This window comes from Pedobacter anseongensis (assembly GCF_037482965.1).
GTDB lineage: Bacteria > Bacteroidota > Bacteroidia > Sphingobacteriales > Sphingobacteriaceae > Pedobacter > Pedobacter anseongensis.
Genome location: NZ_JBBHKB010000001.1, coordinates 436,274 through 460,828, shown reverse-complemented (window position 1 = coordinate 460,828; position 24,555 = coordinate 436,274). Strand labels below are relative to the sequence as shown.

The 24,555-nt window shown below is 46.4% G+C and carries 19 protein-coding genes; 17 read left to right on the top strand and 2 right to left on the bottom strand.

Going from position 1 to position 24,555, the window contains the following annotated elements; translation table 11 throughout:
- Positions 1 to 8: 8 nt before the first annotated feature.
- The 3 genes from WG904_RS02180 (at position 9) to WG904_RS02170 (ending at position 3,381) form a co-directional block, all read left to right on the top strand.
- Positions 9 to 1,403, top strand: coding sequence for a RagB/SusD family nutrient uptake outer membrane protein (locus WG904_RS02180; protein ID WP_339577638.1), 1,395 nt, complete (start codon positions 9 to 11; stop codon positions 1,401 to 1,403).
- Between the two features lie 19 nt (positions 1,404 to 1,422).
- Positions 1,423 to 2,682 (top strand): TlpA family protein disulfide reductase, encoded by a 1,260-nt coding sequence (locus WG904_RS02175; protein ID WP_339577637.1) that lies wholly within the window; start codon positions 1,423 to 1,425, stop codon positions 2,680 to 2,682.
- Between the two features lie 132 nt (positions 2,683 to 2,814).
- Positions 2,815 to 3,381, top strand: coding sequence for a GNAT family N-acetyltransferase (locus WG904_RS02170; protein ID WP_339577636.1), 567 nt, complete (start codon positions 2,815 to 2,817; stop codon positions 3,379 to 3,381).
- 460 nt (positions 3,382 to 3,841) lie between these two features.
- Here WG904_RS02170 and WG904_RS02165 read toward each other — a convergent pair whose 3' ends face one another.
- Together WG904_RS02165 and WG904_RS02160 are read right to left on the bottom strand one after the other, a co-directional pair.
- Positions 3,842 to 4,984 carry a PepSY-associated TM helix domain-containing protein gene (locus WG904_RS02165; protein WP_339577635.1) on the bottom strand — a complete coding sequence of 381 codons (1,143 nt, stop codon included), beginning with the start codon at positions 4,982 to 4,984 and terminating at the stop codon, positions 3,842 to 3,844.
- Positions 4,985 to 4,987: 3 nt separating this feature from the next.
- A complete protein-coding gene (locus WG904_RS02160; RefSeq protein ID WP_339577634.1) occupies positions 4,988 to 7,444 on the bottom strand; it encodes a TonB-dependent siderophore receptor in 2,457 nt (818 codons plus the stop codon).
- A gap of 1,014 nt (positions 7,445 to 8,458) precedes the next feature.
- Here WG904_RS02160 and WG904_RS02155 point away from each other — a divergent pair.
- From WG904_RS02155 to WG904_RS02090, 14 genes are all read left to right on the top strand, one after another.
- Positions 8,459 to 8,728, top strand: coding sequence for a hypothetical protein (locus tag WG904_RS02155; protein ID WP_339577633.1), 270 nt, complete (start codon positions 8,459 to 8,461; stop codon positions 8,726 to 8,728).
- A gap of 96 nt (positions 8,729 to 8,824) precedes the next feature.
- Positions 8,825 to 13,207, top strand: coding sequence for a CusA/CzcA family heavy metal efflux RND transporter (locus tag WG904_RS02150; RefSeq protein ID WP_339577632.1), 4,383 nt, complete (start codon positions 8,825 to 8,827; stop codon positions 13,205 to 13,207).
- 7 nt (positions 13,208 to 13,214) lie between these two features.
- Positions 13,215 to 14,459 (top strand): efflux RND transporter periplasmic adaptor subunit, encoded by a 1,245-nt coding sequence (locus WG904_RS02145; protein WP_339577631.1) that lies wholly within the window; start codon positions 13,215 to 13,217, stop codon positions 14,457 to 14,459.
- Positions 14,460 to 14,561: 102 nt separating this feature from the next.
- Entirely contained in the window at positions 14,562 to 16,571 is a 2,010-nt protein-coding gene (locus WG904_RS02140; protein WP_339577630.1) for an LTA synthase family protein, read from the top strand.
- 10 nt (positions 16,572 to 16,581) lie between these two features.
- On the top strand, positions 16,582 to 18,783 hold the full coding sequence (locus WG904_RS02135; RefSeq protein WP_339577629.1) for a heavy metal translocating P-type ATPase: 2,202 nt from the start codon (positions 16,582 to 16,584) through the stop codon (positions 18,781 to 18,783).
- A complete protein-coding gene (locus WG904_RS02130; RefSeq protein ID WP_339577628.1) occupies positions 18,776 to 20,098 on the top strand; it encodes an Nramp family divalent metal transporter in 1,323 nt (440 codons plus the stop codon). The genes WG904_RS02135 and WG904_RS02130 overlap by 8 nt, the downstream gene beginning before the upstream one ends.
- A gap of 12 nt (positions 20,099 to 20,110) precedes the next feature.
- On the top strand, positions 20,111 to 20,803 hold the full coding sequence (locus tag WG904_RS02125; protein WP_339577627.1) for a phosphatase PAP2 family protein: 693 nt from the start codon (positions 20,111 to 20,113) through the stop codon (positions 20,801 to 20,803).
- Entirely contained in the window at positions 20,793 to 21,524 is a 732-nt protein-coding gene (locus tag WG904_RS02120; RefSeq protein ID WP_339577626.1) for a ZIP family metal transporter, read from the top strand. The genes WG904_RS02125 and WG904_RS02120 overlap by 11 nt, the downstream gene beginning before the upstream one ends.
- An 8-nt stretch (positions 21,525 to 21,532) precedes the next feature.
- A complete protein-coding gene (locus WG904_RS02115) occupies positions 21,533 to 22,225 on the top strand; it encodes a DUF1345 domain-containing protein (RefSeq protein WP_339577625.1) in 693 nt (230 codons plus the stop codon).
- A gap of 13 nt (positions 22,226 to 22,238) precedes the next feature.
- Positions 22,239 to 22,433, top strand: a complete 195-nt coding sequence (locus WG904_RS02110) for a hypothetical protein (RefSeq protein ID WP_339577624.1) — start codon at positions 22,239 to 22,241, stop codon at positions 22,431 to 22,433.
- A gap of 11 nt (positions 22,434 to 22,444) precedes the next feature.
- Entirely contained in the window at positions 22,445 to 23,047 is a 603-nt protein-coding gene (locus tag WG904_RS02105; protein ID WP_339577623.1) for an HD domain-containing protein, read from the top strand.
- A 33-nt stretch (positions 23,048 to 23,080) separates the two neighbouring features.
- Complete coding sequence (locus tag WG904_RS02100; protein ID WP_339577622.1) at positions 23,081 to 23,257, top strand: DUF2188 domain-containing protein; 177 nt, start codon at positions 23,081 to 23,083, stop codon at positions 23,255 to 23,257.
- Positions 23,258 to 23,260: 3 nt separating this feature from the next.
- Positions 23,261 to 23,743 (top strand): MgtC/SapB family protein, encoded by a 483-nt coding sequence (locus tag WG904_RS02095; RefSeq protein ID WP_339577621.1) that lies wholly within the window; start codon positions 23,261 to 23,263, stop codon positions 23,741 to 23,743.
- Between the two features lie 15 nt (positions 23,744 to 23,758).
- Entirely contained in the window at positions 23,759 to 24,550 is a 792-nt protein-coding gene (locus tag WG904_RS02090; protein WP_339577620.1) for a phosphatase PAP2 family protein, read from the top strand.
- Positions 24,551 to 24,555: the final 5 nt, after the last annotated feature.

Here is a 24,555-nt window from a genome sequence, read left to right as displayed (position 1 = left end):
TTTAAAAAATGACAAAGAAACATCTTTCAACACTAATAGCGATAATAACTATTGTAGTCACACTGTCGTCTTGTAAAAAATATCTTGATGCTAAATCCAATCAGGCATTCGTGACACCACAAAGCTTAGAAGATCTTCAAGCACTTTTGGACAATTCATCACAGATAAATCTCGGTCAGTACCCTGGTCTTCTGGAAATGCAAACAGACGATTTTTTTCTCAGTTATACGCAATTGTCTTCATTGACACCTTTCGAACAGGAAACTTATATTTGGTCTAAACAAATTAATTATGATCAGAGTGCAACAAATCAAAACTGGTTGAACTCCTTCCGCCCGGTCTTTATATCTAATGCCGTACTGGACGAACTTCCAGGTATTGACGAAAGCGATCGGGAATTTTCCGAGCGCGTTGAAGGAAGCGCACTTTTCTTAAGGGCCTTTAGCTTCTGGAACCTTGCACAAATATTCTGCCCTGCATATGAAAAAGGCAATAGCAATAACTTGCCCGGGCTCCCCTTAAGGACGACTCCCGATTTCAATGTACCATCGGTGAGATCTACAGTGGTAGAAACATACACAAAGATTATAGATGATCTTAAAAAGGCATGTAGGTTATTACCAGCTAAGCAACTCTATCCTACAAGGCCAAGTAAATGGGCTGCCTTTGCTGCCTTATCTCGAACTTACCTATCAATGGAGGAATATTCTTTAGCAAACATCTATGCGGATTCATGCCTCCAGATCGATCGCACTTTAATTGATTACAATACATTAACTCCAAGCGCGGCAAGGCCATTCGCCGTATTTCATCCTGAAACTATTTTTTTTTCCTACAGTAATGGTGCAAGTATACTCAATCCTACTCGCGCAAACATTGATACGTTATTGTATAGAAGTTACGTAAACAATGACCTTCGAAAAACAATTTTTTTCCAGAATTCCACGAGCGGAAATGTTGGCTTCAAAGGATCTTATTCAGGTTCATTGTCCGGCACATTTTTTAATGGACTTGCAACAGACGAACAGTACCTAATTAAAGCGGAATGTTTAGCCAGGGAAGGAAAAAGCACAGAGGCTATGGCTTGGCTGAATAATCTACTGATGACCAGATGGAGTAATAAAGGGACTCCTTATCAAAACTTATCAGCGAGTAATGCAGACGAAGCGCTTTCAAAGATTCTTGTCGAAAGAAGAAAGGAACTTCTAATGCGTGGATTGCGCTGGTCAGATTTGCGGCGGTTAAACAGAGACCCACGGTTTGAAAAGAACTTATTTAGAATCATCGACACAGGAAAAGAAAAAACAACCTACATATTGAAACCTAGAGGCTTAAATTACATAATGTTAATCCCATCAGAAGTCATTAGGATATCAGGAATGCAACAAAACCCACGAGAATAATAATTGGTAAATCAGTAATATGAGAAACATAATCAAATTAATTATAATATTAGTTGTTGTGGGGCCACTATCTACAATGGCTCAACAAGTTAAGCAATTATCTATTGGTGAATCACTTCCGCCATTACAGATTTTTGGCCTTATTAACAGTCAGGATAAAGTGTTAGATTTTCTAAAGTTGAAAGGCAAAGCTGTAATATTAGATTTTGGGAATACCTCGTGTATTCCTTGCCTAGAGGCCCTTCCAAAGCTTTCAGTGCTTAAGAATAAATTTGCCGGCCAATTGGAGGTTATCATGATCAGTTCGGAAAAAAGGACAAATGCAGAAGCCTTTTTTAAAAGGCGACCCGATGTCAAAAGCCTTAATATCCCTATGGTTATTCAAGATACATTGTTAAGGAAATATTTTCCTTATTTATCTATACCTCACGAGGTATGGATAGATAAATATGGAACAGTGCAGGGATTTACAGATCATCACAGTGTGACTGAAGAGAATGTCGAAAAGCTTATTGACGGAAGGCCACTTGAGTTACCAATTAAATGGGATTTCCCTTATAATTACAAAATTCCTCTTATAACATTAAATCCAGCTAATATCAAAGCTAATCACAAACCTGAAGTTTCCAGTTATTCATTTTTTTCTAAAAATATTCCTGGCTTAACTAGGAAGTTTATAGAGGATAAGGACACATTAAGTGGAACTACAAGAGTACTTGCACTAAACCTAGAGATTGCAGAAATCTTTTTGCTACTTTCTCAACGTTACTATCATACCTCTTTTCAAAAAAGCCATATTTTTAGTGATGAAGGTATCATTAAGAAAATTTTTTATGATGAAAGTTATGGCAATCGCGCAGTCTGGGAGCAAGACAATACGGTCAGCTTTGAGCTTACGTTTCCTATGAAAATTACAAAAATTGAAAGAAATCTGCGTATAAAGCAACAACTCGCCTGGTTTCTTGATCTTGAAATGACACTAAAAAACGAAAAAGTTGCCTGTTGGGTTGTCGGAGTTTCTGAAGAAGGAATTTCAAATAATTTCAATAATGGAAAAAATTTGAAGGATTTTCTCTACGAAGCAAATAAAAGACCCTCTCAAATCCCTGTCATTGACGAGATTGACCTACCTGAATCACTAAAATCAAAATTGAAGTTTGATCTAAAAGAAGAAGATTATTTGAATCTTGAATTTTTGAACAAAAAGCTTAAGCCTATGGGATTAATTGCTACACAAGGGTTCAGGGAGGTGGAAATTGCAAGATTTTCGAAGCATTAATATGTCAAGACCTGTATTAAATTGTTTTTTATAGTTTAAAATTTAGGCCAATAATAGTTAATAGTTGAAGGGGAAACTGCCAGGATTGGAAAGTCCCCTTTTTGTTTAGGCCTTTTACTTAATCATATCCCTATGATAAATGCAAATGAAAATGATAAATCTTTGGTAGCTGATATTTTAACCTCTGCCTTTTTACATAATAAAAGTGTGAACTACCTGATACCTCAGGATGGGCTGAAGATGTTTCGCATTCATGAACTGATGCAATATTCATTTGAAATTTGCCTTCTTTTTGGGGAGGTGTTTCTATGTGATGACCGCAAGGGATGCGTTTTGCTACTATACCCAGAATTAAAGCGGACTACATTCAGGTCGGTTTGGCTTGATCTGAAACTGATTTTCAAAGGAATTGGCTTTAGAAATATGTTTAAGGCCATTAAAAGAGAAAGTAGGATAAATGCTGTGCGGCCTGATCAACGAATGGCCTACATCTGGTTTATAGGTGTAATGCCGGAATATCAGCATTTTGGTTTGGGGAAAAGGTTGATTGAAGAAGTGATTATTAAAACTGCGTCAGATGATCGAAAGATTTTCTTGGAGACCTCAACTATCGAAAACCTTCCTTGGTACAGAAAGTTTGGTTTTGAAGTTTACGAGGAACTTACTTTTGGTTATACCCTGTTCTTTCTGAAAAGGTAGCCCCCAGTTATTGCAATCAAGATGTTTTTTATCTGGCAAATATACGACTATGATAATGCCCGGAACACAAATGTTCGTGCTGATGCTATTATAATTTCTTCATCACCCGAGTTAAAAAAGTAAAATCTATCTCCAGGGTAAATTACAAATACTGTTATTGCTTTTCGATTTTGTGTAGTATTCTTGCAGGTTTTTGAAAAAATTGAATCCAAAAGCTGTGTAATCACTAAAAAATTTTAAATTTGAGTTGATAAAAAAAACCGTTACAAATACATTACAGGATTTCTTTGAAAGGTTGTAACTAATTGATAAACATATTGTTAGAAATGGGTAGCGTCCGTCTGTTAATCGGATGGGGGTTTTAGGACTAAAAAGCAGATAATTTTTCAGTCTAATATTAAAACTTAATACAATTGAAGCTGATTTCACCCTGTGCTCCTGAGAATTTAATGAATTGATTTTAATTGTCAGAAGTAATGCTTTTAGTTATCGTTTTATTTTGTTTCGCCGTTTTCTTCCCCTTTTTCAGCCAGATGATAAAACCCGTTAGGGGCAGGCCTGCAGCAATAAGACTAGCCAGAAAAGCCAATATTTTTCCGATCATTCCCAATGAGCTTCCTGTATGGAGATCGTAATTGAGTGCTATGAGTTTTGAACTAATACCAGCAGAAGCCATCGGATCTGCTTCCATTAATAGTTTGCCTGTATATTGATCAAATCGATATTGTTTGCGATCATATAGGTGTTCTTTAGACTGATAGGCAGAAATGTTTACGGTTCCGCTTTTTGCTGCTGGAAAGTTATATAGGAAGTAGGCAGTATTTGGTGATTTTTCTAACGACTGCTTTAAGATCTGGTTAGCAGATGCCTTGGTAGTTTGGGTTGTATCAGATAGTACTTTTGATTTTTTATCACTTGTGAGCTCAAATGACCAGGCAAGACCGGTAAGTGAAATAATAAGTAATGGAATAAGCATATAAAAACCTAGTACATTATGAAGATCGTAGTTCAGCCTCTTAAATTTTCCATTCCACTTAATGGTAAAGTTTTTCTTCAACTGCTTTTGTTTCCATCTTTTTGGCCACCAGAGTACTAATCCAGATAGTAGTAATATACCGAAACAAACCGTTGACCATTTGACAATAAAATGCCCCAACACGTCTCCCAACAATAAATTCATGTGAAGGGCGAGTACGATGGTAAAGAATTCTTTGCTCGCATCTTCTTTAAAAACAACTTTTCCTGTGTAGGGGTCAAGATAAACCTTTAGGTAATAGTCGTAATAATTCCAGTATCCAGTACTGCTTTTGTTTATTTTGAAGGCACGAAACATATAGGTTCGCCCAGGATCCTGCGATAATTCGGCCCTTGTTATCTTTTGAGATTGCCCGAGCGATGCTCTGGCGATGGAAAGAAGTGTATCAAGCGATAATTTTTCGTTTTTTGGCATAACGCTAACGTAGCGTCTATCTTTGTAAACGATATCCTTAATCTCATCAGAAAAGACATAGATGGCACCACTTATACCTAATATAAACACCACTAGCCCAGAGATAAGTCCGAGCCAGAGGTGAATTTGAGCTATGAGTTTTTTTAGTGTCAATCCTTAGAATTTAAAGGTAATGCCTGCTGCTACAGTTCTTGGTGGTTGGGCACTTAAGGTGCCTTGACCAGTAAAATAAAGTTCATCGGTTAGGTTATCTACTTTTATGCCGATGCGATATTTTGGTCTGTCATAAAATAGCGTAGTAGTTACCAATGTATAGCTGGGTAGGGTAAATACCCCTGTTGCCAAAGCATTTCCCGATAGGTGTTTTCCAATGTAGTTTATTCCTGTTCCTAAGCCTAATCCTTTTAGGTTGCCAGATGGGATGGCATAACTGATCCATGAATTGATCAATGTAGCCGGACCTGCAGAAGCTGGGCGTCTTCCTTCAAGGGCAACGGTAGATTTTGTGAGTTTACTATCGTTATAACTATAACCTGCAATAATATTAAGGCCATCTATAGGGTTTGCAATTAACTCAAACTCTACTCCCTTGCTCTTCTGCGTGCCATTTTGCACGGTAACAATATAATTGGTACCGCTTACATTTACTTCTTCGGTACGCGTCATGTTATCAACCTCGATGTTGTAATAGCTTGCAGTAAAACTAAGTCTTCCCTGAAAAAGATCTGTTTTAACACCTCCTTCCAATTGATTGGCTTGCTGTGGCTTCAAGGTGCCAGAAACGTTGGAGCCTGCAGGTTGGGTAACCGGTGGCACATTGGCAAAACCGTTCATGTAATTTCCAAATACCGAGATGCGATCTGGCAGGATTTGATATACAAGCCCTAATTTTGGAGATACCGCTGTTTGTTGATATTTAGAATTAACTATAATTTCGTTAGTGGCCTGGTTAAGTGTGCCACGGTTCTGAAAACGGTCAATACGCAAACTTAACATAGCTGTTAACCTATCCGTTAGACTCAGTACATCAGAAGCATAAGCACTATAGATATTAGCCTTAGTCTCATTTTTTGTAGGCGCAGCTGTGCTAGCAGCCAATCTTGCTTCTACTGCGGAGCGAGAAATTTTTATATAATTTACATCAGCAGGATTGCGGCCGCTCACATTATCAAATACGATGTACGGGGAGTTGTCATTGTTGATAGTCTGGTTCAGGTAATCAAGTCCAACAACCATCCTGTTACGCAAGCCAACAACCTTAAAATCACCTATGAAATTTTGTTGGATATCTGTAGTCGTATTTACTGTATTCTGAAGTGAAACGTTACGTTCAAGCATCTCATCACTGGTGGCACCCCTTAAGAATGAATAGATGTAAAATCCATCAGAACGACGTGAATTGGCAGAATAAATAGTCTGTGATGTCCAATTATCGGATAGTTTATAGTTGATCTGTCCTTTGATGTTCATCGTAGGGTTCTTCATCACCAAATCATTGCTGGTAAAAGAGCGTTTCCAGTCGAAGTTTAATTCTTCTGGCGTCTTTGCAATATAAGGTCTTACCCTGTTTAGGAAAATTGTTGAAGGACTGGTACCCTCTAGCGAATAGAAACCTGCGGTTAAGCTGATGTTCAACCTATCACTTGCACGATATTCTAAGGTAGGGGCAACAAAGATAGAGCGTTTAAAACCTGCATCCTGGAAACTACCCTGGTTCTGATAGGCCGCATTTAAGCGGAAAAGTAATTTTTTATCTGCCTTTACTGGGCCATAGATATCTGCACTTAACCGATTGAGACCATAACTACCTGTTGTGTAGTTTACCTCACCGCCCAAAGTGTCCAATGGCTTTTTGGTTACAATGTTAATCAATCCACCAAAGGATACTACGGCACCACCAAAAAGTGTTCCTGATGGCCCTTTGATAAGCTCAACCCGTTCTATGTTGGCAGGTTCTATTTCTCCATTGGTTTGCGCCGGCACACCATCCACAAAAGCTGCTTCAGTGCGAAACCCCCTCATGGTATAAGAAGATGCTCCATCACTATTGATGCCCCTGTTATTCTGGATCTTGTACACACCAGGAGAATTCTTTAATGATAGGCTGAACTCAGTTACCATCTGCTCTGTTAGCAGCGTTTTTGGAATTGTTGTATATATCTGTGGGTTTTCGAGGTTGCCCAATGGCATTTTGGCAGAGGTTGTAGTTTTTTTTACAGAAAATTTATTGGTACTCCCACCGTTTACAACAACTTCATTTAACTGTTGATTGCTTTCTGAAAGTATAAAATCTTGAGTAGATGTTTGCCCCTCATCAATGGTTACTTGGCGCTGCTGAGCTTCTAAGCCAACATAACTGGCTATAATGGTATAGCTTCCACCCTTAATATCTTTGATGATGTAATTTCCTTTGGCATCTACCTGGGCCGATTTTCCGCCTTTAATGGCTACAGTTACAAATTCTGCAGGCTTTCCATCCTTAGTCTTTACGGTTCCTTTGATCATAGCGCTTCCAGCTATCTGTTGGGCAAAGCCAGTAAAGTGGCCAAGTAACATGCAGGAAGTAATGATAATTAATGAGCGTGTTTTCTTTAGGGTACGAAGTTTGTACATTACTTTTGTGATTGTTAATTGATCTAAAATTGGTTGACAATATTACCCGGTGTATTGGTTTGGCGACTAGCCACCGGGTTTACTGTTTATAAGCTTGATATTTAAAGTTTTGGCAAAAGTACAAATATTAATTGTAATCAGTCTAAATAAGAATAAAAATACGTTTAAAAAGATCAGTTTAATTTTAAATATGATAGCTTTGGTCTTTTAAAATGATTAAAATTTAGCCAAATCACTCTAAATGACAAGTGAAAACCCTTTTTGGAGCATAAAAATATCATTTGAATGAAGTAATATCCACTCCGATATTCTCCACCTAAATTGTTTGGTAAAGGATTTTTAATGGATCATAAGATTTTCTTTTAAGTTTCTTTAGTTAGATATGTGTGCAAGCAACAAAGTATTGCTCTAATGCTTTAGTGACTCCATTTTAACACCATGAGTCAATCTGAACTTTTGTTATTCTTTTCTTTGAATATATATTCAAGTTATTTTCTTGCTCCCAATTTTGTGTAGTATTTATGTTGGTTTTTAAAAAAAATTAAAGGCTAGAACGATGTATTAGAAAAAAAAATTAAATTTGAGTTTATAAAAAAAACCGTTACAAATACATTACAGGATTCCTTTGAAAGGTCGTAACTAATTGATAAACAAATTATTAGAAATGGATAGCGTCTGTCTGTTAAACGGATGGGGTATTTTATGCTAAAATGCATAGCATTTATCACCTGTTCAGTAAGAGAAGTCTATTTTGCTTATTATATCGGGGCCTAATGGAGCAGGTAAGTCTTTGCACATTCAAAATAGGTTGCCAGAATTAATTTATGAACGAAGAGGATAATTTTTGAAGCATTCACAAAACCACAGTTGCATAATGGCACAAAATGAATTTTTTTATGTACCTATTCAATCTTAATATATTTGGATATATAAAATAGTTTGTTTTATATTTACAGAAAATAATAGGACGTGAAGTTTTTGACCTGGTTTGTTTCGGTATTGATAGTAGTGGCGATGTGTGCCCCGTGCACGGATTCGGTTTCTGCCATTCCCATGCAATCTGCCAGCTTTCAGGCTTCTACCCCTGCCCAGGACTACGCCTCCGTTAAGGATTGCTGTTCGCCTTTCTGTACCTGCGCGTGTTGCAGTTTATCAGCCTTTGTCCAGAATACCTCCCTATCGGTTGAAGTTCCAGAACTGATGCTTGCCGAATATACCCAGAAAGCTTTCGGAAAAGCGATTGCCGCCGAGCTTTCCGTTTGGCAACCGCCCCGTTTAGGTTAAGATAATATTCGTTGAAGTGCCACTATTGATCCATATGGATTGATATGTTCGCTGCACTTTGATCTTTTTTATTCCATAACCTAATTCCAGAATTCAATGCTGAAAAAAATAATTCAGTTCTCCATTGCGAACAAGCTTGTAATTGGTCTGTTCACCTTGGCACTGATCGCCTGGGGAGTATATTCCCTTAGACAACTTCCCATAGATGCCGTTCCTGATATCACCAATAATCAGGTACAGGTTATAACCCTTAGCCCGTCGCTGGCTACACAAGAAGTTGAACGACTGATCTCCTATCCAGTGGAACAGACTATGTCTACAATTCCAGAAATAGAGCAGGTCCGTTCTATTTCAAGATTTGGCCTTTCTGTTGTGACTATTGTATTCCATGACGACGTGGACATTTACTGGGCCCGACAACAGGTTAACGAAAAACTGGCCGAGGCCAAGAACAATATCCCAGCTGGGCTTGGAAATCCAGAGATTTCTCCCATTTCCACCGGACTTGGTGAGATCTATCAATATGTCATCCATGCCAAGCCTGGATTTGAAAAGAAATTCAATGCCCGCGAACTGCGCAGCATCCAGGACTGGATCGTGCGTAGGCAACTATTGGGTACCCCAGGCATTGCCGAGGTGAACAGCTTTGGCGGCCTGCTCAAGCAGTTCGAGATCGCACTAGACCCTGACAAATTGCGCAGTTTCAACCTGAGCATCAGCGATGTGTTCGAGGCGCTCGAGCAGAACAACCAGAATACAGGCGGTGCCTACATTGATAAAAAGCCAAATGCCTATTTTATCCGAAGTGAGGGCTTGGTGGGCAATATCGAGGATATCAATAAGATCGTGGTCACCAATAACAAGAACGGCATTCCCGTTTTGATCAGGGACATTGCCAGCGTACAGATCGGAAGTTCCATCCGTTACGGCGCATTGACACGCGCAACCAAGGATGCGCAAGGGGAAGCTGTCGGGGGCATCGTGATGATGCTCAAGGGCGCCAATGCCAACAATGTCGTTAAACAGGTAAAGGAAAAGATCGCCCGTATCGGAAAAACATTGCCAGAGGGGGTGACCATCGAGCCATTCCTTGACCGCAGTGCTTTGGTAGACAGGGCAATGGGTACAGTAGCCAAGAACCTGATCGAGGGTGCGCTCATCGTGATCTTTGTACTGGTACTGTTCCTTGGAAACTTCAGGGCGGGTCTTGTGGTAGCCTCGGTCATTCCACTGGCAATGCTATTTGCCATCTCACTGATGAACCTTTTTGGGGTATCGGGCAACTTGATGAGCCTCGGTGCGATCGACTTCGGGCTGATCGTGGACGGGGCGGTGATCATTGTCGAGGCCACCATGCACGTGCTCGGTGGCAACAAGCTGGGCAGGGCCTATACGCAGCCAGAGATGGACGAGCAGGTAGAAAAATCTTCTGTAAGGATGATGAGCGCTGCCGCATTTGGGCAGATCATTATCCTGATCGTTTACCTGCCCATCCTTGCCCTTGTAGGCATCGAGGGAAAAATGTTCGGTCCCATGGCACAGACAGTGTCCTTCGCCATTATGGGCGCATTTATCCTTTCACTGACCTATGTGCCGATGGTATCCTCTTTGGTACTGAGCAAAAAGGTGGCGCATAAAAAGAATTTTTCAGACCGTATGATGGATTTTTTCCAGCGCAAGTACAGCCCAATGATCCATGGCGCACTTCGCAGAAGGAAAGCGGTACTCATTTCTTCGATTGTCCTACTGGCCGTCAGCATATTTTTGTTCACCCGTATGGGCGGTGAGTTCATCCCCACCCTTGAAGAAGGTGATTTTGCAGTGGAAACAAGACTATTGACAGGGAGTTCGCTTTCCCAGACAGTCGATAAGGTCAACCAGGCCTCCAAAATCCTGGTCGACAAATTTCCAGAGGTCAAGGAGGTGATCGGCAAGGTCGGTGCAGCAGAGATCCCAACGGATCCGATGCCCATGGAGGCCTGTGACCTGACCATTATATTAAAGGACAAAAAGGACTGGACCACTACCCACGACCGTGAAGAACTCGCCGAAATGATGAGCGAGGCCCTGGAAGCGGTCCCAGGGGTAAGCTTCGGTTTCTCGCAGCCCATCCAGCTGCGTTCCAACGAGCTGATCTCCGGGGTTAGGCAGGATATCGGTATCAAGGTGTTCGGCGATGACCTTGCCTCCTTGACTTCCATTTCACAAAAGATCGGTAAGATCGTTGCTGGAGTAGAGGGAGCCAAGGATCTTTACCTTGAACAGGCAACCGGACTACCACAGATCGTTGTAAAGGTCAACCGTGACCGCATCGCCCAGTATGGACTGAGCATTGGAACGGTAAACCAGGCGTTGAACACCGCATTTGCGGGCCAATCGGCAGGACTGGTCTATGAGGGCGAACAGCGCTATGACATGGTCGTACGACTTTCCCAGCAGAACCGCCAGGGCATCGAGGACGTGAAGAATGTCTACGTGACCGCACCAAATGGCAACCAGGTTCCCCTGGACCAGTTGGCCGATGTGGAATTCAGGGTAGGCCCCAACCAGATCCAGCGCGAGGATACCAAGCGCCGTATCATCGTTGGGCTTAACGTTAGGGGAAGGGATATCCAGAGCGTGGTAACGGAGATCGAGGCCAAGATCAACCAGCAGATCAAGCTTCCCGCAGGCTATTATATTACCTACGGCGGTCAGTTCGAGAACCTGAAAGAAGCAAGTAAGCGTCTTTCCATTGCCGTTCCGGTAGCGCTGCTGCTCATCCTTTTACTGTTATACTTCTCTTTTGGTTCGGTGAAACAGTCTATCCTTATCTTTTCGGCAATTCCGATGGCCGCCATTGGCGGGATCTTTGCACTATTGCTGCGCGGAATGCCGTTCAGTATTTCTGCCGGGGTTGGTTTTATCGCACTGTTCGGTGTTGCGGTGCTGAACGGCATCGTACTGATCACCGAATTCAACAGGCTAAAGGCGTTGGGCAAGTATACCCTGAACGATATCGTGCTCAAGGGTACCGCCATCAGGCTTAGGCCTGTACTGATGACCGCGACTGTGGCATCCCTTGGCTTTTTGCCGATGGCGATCTCATCGGCCGCTGGAGCTGAGGTGCAAAAGCCACTGGCCACTGTGGTGATCGGTGGACTGATAACTTCCACCATTTTGACCCTTATCGTACTACCTGTACTATATACCTATTTCGAAGGAATGAAAAAACGTGTAACCAAGGTTCCCGCAACGGTCGTTGCAGGGATCGTTGTATGCCTGTTGTTTTTGGCTCCACAGGCCAAGGCACAGACTATTTCCAATTTTGGCCCAATGACCATGCAACAGGCCGTGGATGCCGCCCTTGGTGCAAACCAGGGCGTACGCTCATCTGCCCTGCAGATCGGCCAGCAACAGGCGCTCAGGGGAAGTTCCACCGACCTTGGCAAGACCAATGTCGATTTCCAGTACGGCCAGTTCAACAGCCTAAGAAAGGACAACAGCATTGCCATTTCCCAGAGCATTCCCTATCCGGGCCTTTTCAAGAACCAACGAAATCTTTACGATGCGCAGATCAGGGGCGCTGAGCTAGGCCTTGCGGTGACCCAGAGCGAACTTCGCTATATGGTCAAGAACGCCTACACCCAACTGGCCTACTTCACCGCGCTCCATGATCTTTATCTAAGCCAGGACAGCGTTTACAGCAATTTTCTAAAGGCTGCTTCACTGCGCTATCAGGCAGGAGAGACCAACCTATTGGAAAAGACCACTGCCGAGACCCAGTACAACGAACTGCGCAACCAGTTGAGCAAGAACCAGTCGGATATTTTGGCCTACCGGTCGGAGCTACGGCGTCTATTGAATACCTCTGCCGAAGTCCAGCTTGTCAAGGCACCATTTTCCCAGGTAGTTTGGAACGATGCGGCGATCGATAGTGCGATCGCGGCAAATCCTGCGCTTGCACTGCAAAAACAGCAGATCGAGATTGCCCAGCGCAAGCTCGGTGTGGAAAAAGCGAGGTCGGGGCCGGATTTTACGGTCGGCTATTTCAACCAGTCTATCATCGGCAACCAGGCCGTTAACGGGGCCGACCAGTATTTCGGTCCGGGAAAGCGTTTCCAGGGAATACAGGCGGGAATTTCCATCCCCATCTTCTTCAGGCCTTTTTCTTCGAGGATCAAGGCTGCCAATATAGAAAAGCAGGTTGCAGAGAGCCAGTTCGGGCTTTTCCAGACAAACCTGCAGGGCCAGTACAACCAGGCCAGGCAGGAAATGCTGAAAAATGCAAGAAGCATCCAGTACTACAACAGCAGTGCGCTGCCCAATGCCAACCTGATCCTGAAACAGTCGCAGATCGCCTTTCAGAACGGTGAGATAGGCTATGTCGAATACCTCCAGGCACTGCGCACCTATTCAGAGATCCGCTTCAGTTACCTGCAGGCGATCAACCAGTACAACCAATCAGTTTACACACTACAATACCTAATGGGTTTATAAAACAGAGATGAGAACAATATTAAAATACACGGGCCGCGTTCTTTTTACCGCCATGCTTGCAGCTTCGCTTGCATCATGCGGGAGCAAGGAAACCGCTGGCGAAGAGACAACCCCAGCAGCGGAAAGCGCTCATGAGGAAAACGAAAATTCGGTGGAGATCACCCAGGCACAGTACCAGTCGATCGGTGTGGAGCTGGGCTCCCCCGAGCTTAAGGGGCTGAGCGCCCTGCTGAAGGTCAACGGGTACATCGATGTCCCGCCCCAGAACCTGATGAGCGTGACCACCCAGATGGGCGGTATCATCAAGTCCACCCCGCTGCTGCAGGGAAGTACGGTAAGCAAGGGCCAGGTGATCGCAGTGCTGCAGAACCAGGAGTTCGTGCAGCTGCAGCAGGACTACCTGGAGAGCAAGAGCCAGCTTGAGCTCACCGACAGCGAATATAAGCGCCAACAGACCCTTGCAAGCCAGAACGTCAATGCGCAGAAGACCGTGCAACAGGCAAGGGCGAACTACCAGGGCGCCCTTGCAAGGGAGAATGCGCTCAAGCAGCGCCTGCAGCTGATCAATATCAGCCCATCGGGCCTTACGGCGACCAACATACGCAGCCAGATCAATATCTATGCACCGATCAGTGGCTATGTGACCAAGGTGAACGTGAATACCGGAAAGTTCGTTAATCCCAATGATGTGATGTTCGAGATCGTCAACAGTTCGAACCTGCATGTGGAACTGAACGTGTTCGAGAAGGATGCCGCCAGGGTTAAGCCCGGACAGCGGGTACGCTTTACCTTGACCAATGATACCACAGAGCAGAATGCTGTAGTCCAGCTTGTAGGCGGAGAGATCAATGCCGATAAAACGGTTACCGTACATGCCATTGCCAAGGGCAGCAGGAACTTTATTCCCGGAACCTACCTCAAGGCATTTATCGAGGCCGGTAGCAGCCAGGTGATGGCGCTCCCGGTGGGAGCAGTGGTTGATTTCGAGGGAAAAAAATATATCTTCCTTGCAAAGGAGACCAAAAAGGACCCTGCCCATAAGCACAGCGAAGAGGAAACAGAGGCAGAATCGGAAAAAGCTGGCGAGTCGCACCATTTCGAAATGGTAGCTGTAACCACTGGCATCAGCGATGGGGGCTACATAGAGGTGGTCCTGCCAAAGAACCTTGACATCAAAGGGAAAGTAGTGCTGAAGGGCACCTACGACCTGTTGTCCAAACTGAAGAACAGCGAAGAATCTGAAGGCCATTAACACCGATGGAAGAATGCGGGCGGCATAGACCGTAGATCTATGTCTGGTATGCGCCCGGTTAGGGGGCGCATACCTTTATATTGTTTTATTAACTGAACACTTATGGACATATTCCATTTAAGGGGCAGGTATGCCGTGCTGCATGCGTTTGTGCTCTTTTTTCTGGTGGCATCCCTTATCATGCGCCTGGTACTGTACCTTTCGGTGCACCAACCTGAGCTTTCGCCACTGGCATTGGCCGGTATATTTGCAAAGGGCCTTGTCTATGATCTTGGGGTTGCGCTGTTCCTGGTAGTTCTCTATTCTGCCTACCTTTTTCTGTTGCCACAGCGGCTGGTGAAGACCTATTTCAATTACATCGGCAGCTATTTCATCGTGTCGGTGATGGTCATGGTTTCCATATTCTCTTTCTTTGCCGAATTTACCTTTTGGCAGGAATTCGAGAGCAGGTTCAACTTTATTGCCGTAGACTACTTGGTTTATACCTTTGAGGTGGTCAACAATATCAACCAGTCCTATCCCTTGCCCTATCTGGTCTCGGGGGTACTGCTCATCACACTGATCGTCGTCTATGTTTTTAAGCGAAGGGGATATTTTTATGAGAGCTTTGTTTCCAGGACCCGGTTCAAACATCGCCTGCTGCATTTTGTGCCGATGGTGCTGCTCATCTTTCTCTATAGCTTTGCTGTGGACAATTCTTGGGCGGAAAAAACGGCTAACAGGTACCAGGGCGAACTTTCCAAGGCAGGAATCTATTCCTTTTTCTCCGCCTTCAGGAACAACGAGCTTGCCTATGACCACTTCTATCCGATGGTCGATGCCCAAGAGGCCTTCTCGATTATCAGGAACGAACTTGGCGGGGAAGGTACCGAGTTTACGGGAAATGGCCTTTCGATCAGCAGAAGGGTTGCCAATTCGGGAAACCCGCAACGGCCCAATGTGGTAATGGTAGTCGTGGAAAGCTTGAGCGCGGATTTTATGGAAAGGTTCGGCAGCAATCAGGGAATTACCCCGGTATTGGATTCGCTGGCCAGCAATGGCATCGTGTTCTCAAGGATGTATGCCACCGGGACGCGTACGGTCCGGGGCATGGAGGCGCTCAGCCTTGCGGTTCCGCCCACACCGGGCAACAGTATCGTCAGGCGGAAGAACAACGATGGATTGACTACCATTGGGCATATCTTTCGGCAAAAGGGCTACCGATCGACCTTCTTCTATGGAGGCGATGGCTATTTTGACAACATGAACCAATATTTTGGCAGCAATGGATTCGATATCGTCGACCGTGGCGGAAGAATTGCAACTGGCGATAGCTATACCGGCAAAAGAACGGTGCTGAAGGACAGTGAGGTCAGCTTCGAGAATGCCTGGGGAGTGAGCGATGAAGACCTTTTCAGAAGTGTGATCAGGGACGCCGACAGCAAGACCGGCAACGGAGAACGTTTCTATGATTTTGTGATGACCACTTCCAACCACCGGCCCTTTACCTATCCAGCTGGCAAGATCGATATCCCATCTGGCAGCGGACGTGAGGGAGCCGTGAAATATTCGGATTATGCCATCGGCGAATTCTTGGCCAGTGCGGCCACAAGACCATGGTTCAAAAATACGGTCTTTGTCTTTGTCGGCGACCACTGCGCGAGCAGTGCGGGCAAAAATGAAATTGATGTCGCCAGGTACCACGTTCCGGCGATCATCTTTAATCTTCAGGGCAATCCTGCACCGCAGTTCGACCAGATGTGCTCACAGATAGACCTTTACCCTACTTTGTTCGGACTTTTGGGCTGGGGTTATGAAAGCAATAACTACGGCCAGGATATCCGCCGCAAGGACTATGTCCCAAGGGCGCTGCTGGCAACCTACCAGAAGCTAGGCTACCTGAAAAACGACAGCCTGATAGTCCTGAGCCCAAAGAGAAAGACAGAAACCTTTATCTATGACAAAGCTATCAATGGTCAGCGGGATGCAAACCTCTCCACATCACTATCAGATGAGGCAATTGCCTACTATCAGACGGCCTATTACCTTTTCAAAAATGGCGGTCTGAAATCTAGTCCCCAAAAACCAAAGCCAATAGAGGGCAGATCAAACAAAGAAATTCCGAACCCATAATACATCAGCTATGAAAAAAGACGAAAAAAAACAACCGGTGAAAAAAGCGGACGATAAACTATCGGATACCGGCAAAAATAAGGTGGTCGAAAAACCTACCGCTAAAGGTACAGAGGGAAAGACATTAGCGGCTGGCAAGAAATCCAAACCGGAGGTGCATGCTAAAAATGATGGACATGAACATGATGGCCCAAAGGTTGATGCACATGCTGAAGGCGATGGGCACGAGCATGAGCATGGCGGGATCTTCGGTGCCAATACCGAACTGATCTTTTCGCTGATCTGCGGGGCGCTGCTCGGCACCGGCTTCGGACTTTCTTTCCTTGACGCCACTCCATCTTGGGTAAGCATTGCGATATATGTTGCGGGCTACTTCTTTGGCGGGTTTTTCACCGCAAAGGAAGCGGTACAGACCATTGCCAAAGGTGGTTTTGAGATCGATTTCCTGATGCTCGTGGCCGCTATAGGCGCAGCTATCCTGGGCTCGTGGATGGAAGGTACGCTGTTATTGTTCCTTTTCAGCCTGGGCCATGCACTTGAACATTATGCGATGGGCAAGGCCAGGAAATCCATAGCGGCGCTGACCAGCCTTGCACCACCCACTGCACTGGTGGTAAGGGACGGAAAGCAATCGGAGATCGGTATTTCGGAACTCGTTCTGGGAGATGTCATTGTGATCAAGCCAAACAGCAAGATCCCCGCCGATGGGGTCGTCGTAAAGGGCGAGGGCAGCGTTAACCAGGCACCGATCACCGGGGAAAGTGTTCCGGTGGACAAGTCGCCGGTACCCGATGCGTCAAAGGACTACGCCGGCGAAAAGACGATCAAGCCAGAGCACCGCGTATTTGCCGGAACGATCAACGGCGCTTCGGCCCTAGAGGTCAAGGTGATCCGCGAGGCGAAGGATTCGACCATCTCAAGGCTGATCAAGATGGTCAACGAGGCCGAAAAGCAGAAATCACCGACACAGCTCTTTACCGACAGGTTCGAGAAATACTTTGTACCGGCGGTGTTGGTGCTCGTTACAGTGCTTTGCTTTGCCTTTCTGGTCATTGATGAACCGTTCGCCAGAAGCTTTTACCGTGCAATGTCGGTGCTTGTTGCCGCAAGCCCGTGTGCACTGGCGATCTCTACGCCAAGTGCGGTGCTCAGCGGAGTGGCAAGGGCAGCACGTGCGGGCGTACTGATAAAGGGCGGAAGGCCACTGGAAGACCTGGGTTCGTTAAACGCAATTGCATTTGATAAGACGGGAACGCTGACCGAGGGCAGGCCGGAACTGACCAATGTTGTGCCGCTGGGCGATACCACCGAGGAAGATCTTCTGGCAACGGCCGTTGCGGTGGAAAAGCTCAGCGACCATCCGCTTGCAGAGGCGATCGTAAAGGGAGCGATAGAGCGCTTGAAGAAACAATCCGTTCCAGATGCCAAAAACGTTAAGGGGATTACCGGACGTGGCGTGCAGGCGGAAGTTGGCGGCAAAAAAGTGCTGATCGGAAACAGGGCGCTATTTGAAAAGGAAAAAGTGCCGGCAGAAATTATCTCCCAGGTCGAGGAATTCGAGAAGGGCGGGCATACCTCCATGCTTGTCAAACGCGAGGCTGAGTTCATCGGGATATTGACCCTGATGGACGTGCCAAGGAAAGAGGCGAAGAATGTACTGAAGGAGCTTGCCGCCCTTGGAATCAAGAAAATGATCATGCTCACCGGTGACAACCAGAAGGTGGCCGATGCGGTTGCAAAACAGATCGGGATCACCGAGGCATGGGGCGACCTGATGCCAGAGGACAAGGTGAAGGCGGTACAGAAACTCGACAGGTCGGAAAAGATGGTCGCAATGGTCGGAGATGGCGTGAACGATGCGCCGGCAATGGCCAAGAGTACGGTCGGAATTGCCATGGGCGCAGCTGGAAGCGATGTGGCACTGGAAACAGCAGACATTGCCCTGATGGGAGACAGGCTGGAAAGCCTGCCCTTTGCCATCGGACTGAGCCGTAAGGCAAGGGGGATTATCAAGCAGAACCTTTGGATCAGCCTTGGGGTAGTGGCAGCGCTTATCCCGTTGACCATACTTGGGATTGCGACCATTGGTCCAGCAGTAATCGCCCATGAGGGATCGACCCTGATCGTGGTTTTCAATGCGCTCCGCCTGCTTGCCTATGATGGAGGACTCAAAAAATCAGCTATAAAGACCAAAAAGAAAAAAAATGCTTAAAAGGTTCAAAAAGATATTTTCTGCCCTGGGTCCCGGAATTGTGACCGGCGCCAGTGATGACGATCCCTCTGGAATAGCGACCTACTCCCAGGCGGGTGCAAAGTATGGCCTTGCCACACTCTGGACGGTGCTGATCACATTTCCATTGATGGCTGCGATCCAGGAGATCTGCGCAAGGATCGGCCTTGTCACCTCAGTGGGGCTAACCACCACGCTCAGGCAGCATTATTCAAAGCCAGTGCTGTACCTGATGATCCTATTCAGTGTTCCTGCAATAACGCTGAATATCGGGGCGGACATCGCCGGAATGGGCGCGGTGGCACACCTGATATTCCCCGCAATTCATGCGATGGTCTTCAGTGTCATATTCACTGTGATCCTGTTGTTTTTTATCATCTATCTGCCCTATTCAAAGTTCGTGTCGGTACTCAAGTACCTCTGCCTGACCTTGTTGTTGTATATTATTGTGCCCTTTTTTACCAAGCCCGACTGGGGAGAGGTGATGAAGGCGACCTTCATCCCAACCATAAAATGGGACAAGGACTTTATCGGCATGCTGGTGGCCATTCTTGGCACCACGATATCCCCTTATCTTTTCTTCTGGCAAACTGCCATGGAGGCTGAGGACGTCAAGGATGCCAAGCGGCAGATCATGGTCAATAAGCGTTTGGTTATGCTTAACGGCGAAAAAAAGAGCAGTGAGGAAAAGAAGAAGCGCGAAAACAGGATGATGGGCCTATTGATAAAAAAGATGGGACTGGACGTTAACCTTGGCATGCTGCTTTCCAACCTGATAATGTTCTTTACCATCCTTGCCACTGGCACTGCGCTATACAGTCAGGGAATCAGGCAGATCGACACGGTTGAACAGGCGGCCAAGGCCCTGGAACCAGTTGCTGGAAAAGCATCCTATCTGCTGTTTGCCATGGGGGTAATCGGTACGGGCTTCTTAGCGATCCCGGTGCTGAGCGGTAGCCTTTCCTATATCGTTTCGGAAACATTCGGCTGGAAGGGCAGTCTGGACAAAAAATTTAATCAGGCAAAACCATTTTACGGTATCATCATCGTTTCGGTCATCATCGGGCTGTTGATGAACTATATAGGAATCAGTCCGGTAGATGCATTGCTGTATACGGCGATCCTCTATGGGCTGACCTCACCTGTGATCATTGCGATATTGCTGCACATTGCCAATAACAAAAAGATCATGGGCAACTATACCAATGGAAAGATGTCCAATATCCTGGGGGCTGCAACATTTCTTGTAATGGCGGTATCAGCAGTTTTTCTGATCTATCTACAGTTCACCAGTTGATCTCGAAAGGCTATGCATAAGCGGGAAATATCTACAAAAAAAAGAGACAGGGTGATTTTAAAGGTGCCGTTGCCGGTTTCGGTAGTGCTGGTGGTATTCGCCGGGATTGCAGTCCTGTACCTTTCTTCCTTCTACAGCTGGGAAGCAGGCCTTGAACGAGCTGATAGGCAGTTGCTGGTAATGGCCAATACCCATCGCAGCGCCTGGCTAGATGGGCTAATGGAAAAGGTGGGCAGTTTTTATTTCTGGATACCGTTCTACTGTGCGGTGGTTCTCTTTGTGCTTGCCAGTGACAGGGTAAGGTTTGCCCGTGCAGGAATATTTCTGATCGTACTGCTGCTGTTGCAGATCATGGTGATCCTATTACTGAACAGCCAATTGGAACACCTTCGTCCGCTTTACCAGCGTCCAATTGCCATGTTGCTCGAAGTCGGAAGGGCTGGCAGGGGAAGTGCCTATGGGTGTTTGCCTTTGCCTAGCATTGCAGTAGGTGCTTCGGCATTCTTGATGATGTACCTGCCAAGGAGCTACCGGCCGCTGAAGGCTGTGCTTGTGGTATGGTGTGCGCTACTTCTGTACAACCGTATGTACAATGGATGGAACTACCCAGAGGAGGTATTTGCCAGTGCAGCGATTGCGCTTGGGATCTCTTATCTTTTTTTTAGGCTTTACAGATTCCAGCTGGGGAGGTACTATGCAGGGTAGTCCAACAATCTCACTTGGACAGGTGCTTTTTGCATTATTGCCGGTTGCCCTTTTGATACTTGGCGGCATTGCCGTTCGTGTGAAAAGAATGGGTCCAGGTCTGCAGAGCATAATCCTCCACTTTGCGGCGGGCGTGGTCTTTTCAGTGGTCGCAGTTGAACTGTTGCCCGACATGATCCGGATCCACGACCCCTATGCGATTATCATAGGCTTTGTACTTGGAATTGCTACGATGCTCCTGGCCAAAAAATATACTTCTGGACTTAAGCAGGAAGTAGGGAAAATGGGGCTCCCCTGGGGAATACTTGTGGCCGTAGGCATCGACCTGTTACTGGATGGCCTGTTGCTTGGCACAGGGTTCGCCGCTGGCAAAAAGGAAGGGGTACTTCTGGCACTTGCCCTCTCTACAGAATGCCTGTCCCTTGGCCTTGCGCTCGGTGGAACGCTGGTGGGAGTTGGCACCAAAATGCCAAAGCTGGTAGTAGTTATGTGCCTGCTTGGAGCGCTGTTGCTCTTTGGCGCAGCAACAGGGTTTTTTGTACTGCAGTATACCGGCGAGCGCACCTTGGAGGTACTGTTGTCCTTTGGGTCTGCTGCGCTGCTATTCCTGGTTACCGAGGAACTGCTGGTTGAGGCGCACCACCAGAAAGATACCCCAGTCTATACTTCTGCCTTCTTCACGGGCTTTCTGCTGTTTATTGTAATGGGAATGTTTATATAATACTGGAAATGAAATCAAAAAAAAATAGATTGACCGATAAGATCAACCTGATGGATGCCCATCACAAACTGTATGTGTCTCTGGGAATCTCGATAACGGCATTTGCTGTTTGCTACGGTAGAATGGAGCTGGAGACGCACTTGATGATAACCTGGCTGGCGTACCTGCTTTCGAGCCTGGTCCTTGGTTGGATCACTATACTTAGCTCCCATCCCAGTGAGGTCAGGCATGAGGCCCATGCGCAGGATTCCAGTCGGTCGCTCGTCTTTCTTTTTGTTGTTGTTGCTGCATTTGCCAGCCTTTTCGCCATTCTGTTGCTTTTGAAGGGATTTGCCGGTGAGAATGGTCTTGCCATATCTGTACTGCTGCCCCTTGCCGCTGTTATCGGGTCTTGGTGGCTCGTGCATACAGTCTTCACACTGAGGTATGCACATTTCTATTATTGCGACATCGACAATGATGTCAAGGGTGGTAGCCAAAAACCTGGCGGGCTTGAATTCCCCGCAGAAAAGGAGCCCGACTATCTTGATTTTGCCTATTTCTCCTTTGTGGTGGGAATGACCTTCCAGGTTTCCGATGTACAGATCACTTCTCGGAGGATCAGGCGCCTGGTCTGGATGCACGGACTGCTTTCCTTCGCCTTTAATACCTTTATCGTGGCCTTCGCGATCAACGTTGTTTCGGGGCTGATCTCAAAATAAAACCTGCTGAGAGATGAAAAATAAGATGCCTGTCAAACGCAACAAAAAATACATAAAAAAAGAATTTACGGTTACCAGGGAAGAAGCCAGGCCTGCCCGGCCGTTGGGAAAGAAAATTCTGAGGATCATCTTCTTTGTGCTGCTGACTGCGCTGATGGCTTTGACCATTGCCTTTAAGCTGCGCCATTATTTTGTCAAACACTGGTAGCCTATTTATCAATGACCACACCCTATCACATATTATATCAGGCCATTTCCGGGTACGTCGCACTTCTTTTTGAACGCCATGGCAGCCCTGCCCTTGTTTACCATAACCTGGAACATACCCGGCGGGTAGTCCTTAGGGCGATGGAAATTGCAGGGGCATACCAGTTGGGGGACGCGGACGGCTTTGTCCTTTTTGCCGCTGCATGGTTCCACGATACCGGGCAGCTGTTCACCGTTCCCCAGGAGCATGAGCACAAGAGCGTAGCTATCATGGAAGAATTTATGGCCGACCAAGGCGTGAACAGTGAGGTGACAGTTCTTGTCGCCGGTTGTATTTTGGCCACCAGGATCCCGCATAGGCCAGAGACCCTTTTACAGGAGATCATCTGCGATGCAGATACCTATAACTTGGGAACGGATGAATTTATCAGTACCGATGACCAGCTCAGGGAGGAACTTTCGTTACGTGGTTTTGCCACGGGCGAAGGATGGGACCAGAGCACGCTGGGGTTTCTCAGGAACCACCGGTTCTTTACCTCGTACTGCAGGGAACACCTGCATGCTGGAAAACTAAGGAACATCGATATCATCACCAGGCGCATCAAGAAAAGTTAGCCTTGGATCATTTAAGCAATTAAACCTATAATCATGAAATGGACATCAAAAAATTTTCCCCTCGAGATGGAGGGGCTTGAACCAAGGGTCAGGGAAAAGGCGATCGAGATTGCCAACCAGCTGAAACACGAGGGCAAGGTAAGGGAGCTGTCCATCGTGGACGAGGCCATCAAACAGGCCATGGAGTGGTTCCAGGAAATGGAGGGTTAAGCAATGGATCTGATCAATTCGATGGACCTTGACAGTGAGTTCAGCGTGGTGCTGAGGCTGTTGATCGCTTTTTTGCTGGGTGCCTGGATCGGTTTTGACCGGGAGAAGCATGGCAGCAGTGCCGGGATCCGGACCTATGCCGCGGTATGTCTGGGCGCAGCGCTGTTTACGGCGATCGGTGAGCATATGGGCGACACCGCCGCCGCCTCGAGGATCATCGCCAATATCCTTGTGGGGATAGGTTTCCTTGGTGCGGGAATTATCTACAAGAACGATAAGACGGGCTCCTCGCAGGGGCTGACCACGGCGGCCACGATCTGGTGCACTGCCGGCATTGGCGTTGCGGTCGGATTAAAGATGCTGATCATTGCCGTTGTGGCGGCAGCGGGCATCTATTTCCTGCTCGTGCTGCACCATCAGCAGTGGTATGTCAATTGGAAAAAGAAGGTGCAACAGAAGCATAGAGCCGATAATTTGGATGACTGAGTAAATATTGAATTCATGGAACGAAAAATTTTATATGCCATCGTTTTTTTACTCGGCGGTTTTGGAAGCAGTCCGGCCCAGGACCTGGATTTGGAAGGTAAGGTTAGCGACACTGCCAAATATCATCCCAGACCTGAACCGAGAGGAAGGAATGAAAAATTTTTCACCATCATCCTGCCCACTGCCGGTATGGCCTATGGCTTTATCAAACTGGGCAACCATGGGCTTACCGATATTGACCTGAAGGCAAGATATGAGTTCTCTATCGAGCATCCCCATCCCAGGTTCATCGTGGACGACTACCTGCAGTTTGCTCCAGGGACTGCCGTTCTGGTGCTCAGTGGCATTGGGGTAAAGGGGAAGAACAGGATTGTAGACCAGGCTGGGATATATCTTGTTTCCAATCTTTTACTGAACGTTTTCTGCCAGGGGCTAAAGAACATTACCGCTGTGCCAAGGCCGGACGGAACCTCTAATTCGTTCCCCTCGGGGCATACCGCCGAAGCCTTTGCCTCGGCCGAATTTCTGAGGCGCGAATATGGCGGGCGCTCTGTGTTTTATGGTCTTGCAGGCTACAGCTCCGCATTTGCCGTTGGCTATCTCAGGATGTACAACAACAAACATTGGCTGAGCGATGTGGTCGCCGGGGCCGGGCTTGGCGTGCTCTCGACAGAGGCTGCATATTTTTTATACCCAAAGATTAGAAGGCTGTTCCCCGATAACGGTCTGGCCGGCAATAACAGGTCAATGGTGTATCCATCCTACAGCCACGGTTCCTATGGGATCACACTATCAAGGGGGTTTTAGTCTAT